The 4,065-nt window shown below is 59.7% G+C and carries 3 protein-coding genes; 2 read left to right on the top strand and 1 reads right to left on the bottom strand.

Features of this window, described 5'->3' with window-relative positions; translation table 11 throughout:
* On the bottom strand, positions 1-413 hold a 413-nt coding region (gene cadR, locus M622_RS37005; protein WP_021250779.1), incomplete at its 3' end, for a Cd(II)/Pb(II)-responsive transcriptional regulator.
* Positions 414-592: 179 nt separating this feature from the next.
* Here cadR and M622_RS37000 point away from each other — a divergent pair.
* Both M622_RS37000 and lspA read left to right on the top strand, forming a co-directional pair.
* Positions 593-2,902, top strand: coding sequence for a heavy metal translocating P-type ATPase (locus M622_RS37000; protein WP_020164644.1), 2,310 nt, complete (start codon positions 593-595; stop codon positions 2,900-2,902).
* Entirely contained in the window at positions 2,899-3,978 is a 1,080-nt protein-coding gene (gene lspA / locus M622_RS36995) for a signal peptidase II (RefSeq protein WP_008063278.1), read from the top strand. Before M622_RS37000 ends, lspA begins: the two co-directional genes overlap by 4 nt.
* Positions 3,979-4,065: the final 87 nt, after the last annotated feature.

Raw genomic sequence — 4,065 nt, 5'->3', positions numbered from 1 at the left:
CTTTCACCATGGCAATTGCAATTGCCCAACCCTTGCAAAATGCCGCACGCCTCTACAGATCGAGAGCCAGAACACTTCTCGCGCAAATCAACCAAGTGCCGCTTTAACTGCAACAGCGCGGACACACGCATTTCCACCTGTTGAATATGGGCCTCCAGCAGCGTGTTGACCTCCCCACAGTCCTGCATCGGGTTGTCTCGCAGACCCAGCAATGCGCGAATCTCGCTCAACGTCATGTCGAGCGAACGGCAATGACGGATGAATTGCAAGCGCTCAATGTGCGCCTCACCGTACAGCCGGAAGTTGCCACCGCTTCGCGCTGGCTTCGGCAGTAGCCCTTCCTTCTCGTAGTAGCGGATGGTCACAACCTCGCATCCAGAGCGCTTGGCGAGGTCGCCAATTCTGATTTCCATGCATCAATCTCCTTTATTTCACTTGACTCTATAGTAACTATAGGGTTTGTAATGGAAGTTGTATAGATTTGAAGGAGTTATTTATGAGCGAATGCGCTTCCACGGCGTGTGGCTGCTCGGCTGGGCCGATCATCCAACCCACGACACAAGCCCCAGCGACAACCGGATCGGCTCAAGCGGTGTATCGCATCGAGAACATGGACTGCCCCACGGAAGAGGCGCTGATCCGAGGCAAGCTGGTCGGGCTGGCGGGGGTGGTTGGTCTTGAGTTCAACCTGATGCAGCGTACTTTGGCCGTTCGGCACGAACTGCCTTCGTTGTTTCCCGTTGAGCAGGCGCTAACCGCCATCGGCATGCAAGCCGTGCGCATGGATCAGGCATCGACCGGGCAAACGACCAAGCTGTCCATTACCAAAATGGATTGCCCGACCGAAGAGACGTTGATCCGCAACAAGCTCGGTACCATGGCCGGAGTTGCCGATCTCGATTTCAACCTGATGCAGCGCACGCTGTCGGTACGCCATGCGGACCAGGTTCTGCCGGACGTGCTCGCGGCACTGCAAGCGCTTGGATTCGAGGCGCAGGTGTTGGACACCGCAGAGGCCGCATCGCCATCCGCATCCCTTGTGACCACGCCGACCAACTGGTGGCCGCTGGGCATCTCCTTTGTAACTGCATCGGCGGCCGAGGCGGTCTACTGGCTCCACAACGGCAATCATTGGTCGGTCGTCGTTCTGGCGCTCGTCGCGGTCTTCACCGGCGGTCTGTCCACCTACAAGAAAGGTTGGATTGCGCTCAAGAACCGTAATCTCAACATGAACGCCCTGATGTCGATTGCCGTCACGGGTGCCATGTTGATCGGGCACTGGCCCGAGGCGGCAATGGTGATGGTGCTTTTCGCGCTGGCCGAGGTGATCGAAGCCAAGTCGCTGGATCGCGCCCGCAATGCCATCCGTGGCCTGCTCGACCTGACCCCGGAACAGGCCACGGTGCAGCAGGCTGACGGCACATGGCGCGAGGTGGGTGCAAAGCAAATTGCCATCGGTAGCCGCGTCCGGGTCAAGCCAGGTGAGCGCATCGCCCTGGATGGTGAGGTGCTGGAAGGCCGCTCTGCCGTCAACCAAGCCCCGATCACGGGTGAAAGCCTTCCGGTCGAGAAATCCCCCGGTGATCCGGTGTTTGCGGGCACGATCAACGAATCCGGTTCATTCGAGTACCGCGTCACCGCCGTGGCCAGCAACTCCACATTGGCCCGCATCATTCACGCGGTAGAGGCTGCCCAAGGAAGCCGTGCGCCGACTCAGCGCTTTGTCGATCAGTTCGCCCGCTGGTACACGCCCATTGTTTTCGGTGTTGCCATCGCCGTCGCGTTGTTGCCACCGCTGTTCATGGGTGCGGCATGGCTCGACTGGATTTACCGTGCATTGGTTCTGCTGGTGGTCGCCTGCCCGTGCGCACTGGTGATCTCTACGCCGGTCAGCATCGTCAGCGGCCTGGCCGCTGCCGCCCGCCACGGCATTCTCATCAAGGGCGGCGTCTATCTGGAAGAAGGCCGCAAGCTGCGCTGGCTGGCTCTGGACAAGACCGGCACGATCACGCACGGCAAGCCCGCACAGACCGATTTTGTCACTTGGGGCAATGCACTCGCCGCAAACAGCCGCAGCATCGCTGCCAGTCTGGCGGCTCGTTCCGACCACCCTGTATCCAAAGCGGTGGCACAAGCCGCGCAGACGGATGGGGTTGCCTTACTCGACGTAGCCGAGTTCAGCGCGCTGCCCGGTCGGGGCGTGCAAGGCCAAATCAACGGTGAGACCTACCATCTTGGCAACCAGCGGATGCTCGAAGCGCTGGGGCAATGCACACCAGAACTGGAACAGCGCATCGCGGCGCTGGAAACCATGGGTAAAACTGTCGTGATGTTGGTCAGCGCAAAAGGGGTTCATGCCTTATTTGCCGTAGCGGACACCATCAAGGAAAGCAGCAGGAGCGCCATTGCCGAGCTTCATGCACTGGGCATCAACACCATGATGCTGACCGGCGACAACCCCCACACGGCACAGGCCATTGCCGCACAAGCCGGGATCGACAGTGCGCAAGGCAATCTGCTCCCAGACGACAAACTGCGCGAAGTTGAGCTACTGGCCATAAAGGGCAAGGTCGGCATGGTCGGTGATGGCATCAACGATGCCCCGGCCTTGGCGCGTGCGGACATCGGCTTTGCCATGGGAGCGGCTGGCACCGATACCGCCATCGAGACCGCTGACGTGGCCCTGATGGACGACAACCTGGGCAAGATTCCGACCTTCGTGCGCCTGTCGCGTGCGACGGCGCAGGTGCTGATGCAAAACATTGTGCTGGCCCTTGGCATCAAGGCAGTATTTCTGGTGCTGACCTTCACGGGTCAAGCGACCATGTGGATGGCGGTGTTTGCTGATATGGGGGCCAGCTTGCTCGTCGTTGGCAATGGCTTGAGGCTGTTGCGCAAATGAGCTGGAAATTCTTTCTCTACGACTGGGGTGGTCTAAACATCGCGTTGTTCCAAGCCATCAACATGAGCACACCTGCAGCGCTGGAACCGCCGGTATCGTTCTTCAACCTTGTGATAGGCAACTACTGGACTGCACCACTGATGCTCTTGGCGATGTGGGGATGGTCAAAGTCGGCACCTGACCCAACGCGGGCCGATGCCATCCGGTACAGACTCAGAGTCTTTAGCGTGGCCTTTGCGTTGGCATTTCTCGTCGCCACCATCTTGAAGCTATGGATCGACTTTCCACGCCCGCCTGCCGTTTTTGGCGACATGGTGCGCGTTATCGGGGGCATCGAACGACACTACAGCCTGCCCAGCGGGCATGCCACCTATGCCGCGCTGGTGGTCGGCGCGCTCTGGCCTTTGATAGGCCGTCGTGGCCGCATCGGCTTGGTGTTGTACGCCGCATTGGTCGGTTGGTCACGCATCGCAGCCGGAATGCACTTTCCTGCCGATGTGCTGGCGGGGTGGGTACTTGGATTGAGCTGCACGGCGCTCGCCGGGTGGCTGATGCCGCTGGCCGCCCCTGTGTGGCAATCGGCTCGCCGCACATCGACTTGGGTCTGGTTCGCAGTGGCCGCCAGTTCTGTCATGACAGATCAGCTCGCAAAGTTCGCCATCACCCGCACGTTTGCCTACGGTGAACAGGTCGAAGTCAGCACCTTCTTCAACATTGTCCATGTCCTGAATCCCGGCGCGGCATTCAGCTTTCTGGCGAACGCTGGCGGCTGGCAACGTTACTTTCTCATGGCGCTGGGTCTGGTCGTTTCTGCTTGGCTGGGCCGCATGCTGTGCCAGCAGCGGCCACGCCTTGAAGCGGTGGGCTACAGCCTGATCCTTGGTGGTGCGCTCGGCAATGTCGTGGATCGTGTGCTGCGTGGATCGGTTGTCGATTTCCTCGACTTCCATTGGCAGCTTGTGCACTGGCCCGCCTTCAACCTCGCTGATGTGGCGATAACTATCGGAGCGCTCTGCCTGTTCTTGACGGTTGTACCGAAAAGCAGTAGAGGCACAGAGGCCGATGTGTCCGGTTAAGCTATACCCTAACATGGCGTCAGACCATCCGGCGCGAAAGCGTCAGAATAGAGTCGCCTTCAGAATTGATTGACACGCACCGTCAAG

Origin of the sequence: Thauera terpenica 58Eu, assembly GCF_000443165.1 — a bacterium.
Taxonomy (GTDB): domain Bacteria; phylum Pseudomonadota; class Gammaproteobacteria; order Burkholderiales; family Rhodocyclaceae; genus Thauera; species Thauera terpenica.
Note: the sequence above shows the minus strand (reverse complement) of the source record. Positions and strands in the feature narration are given on the sequence as shown.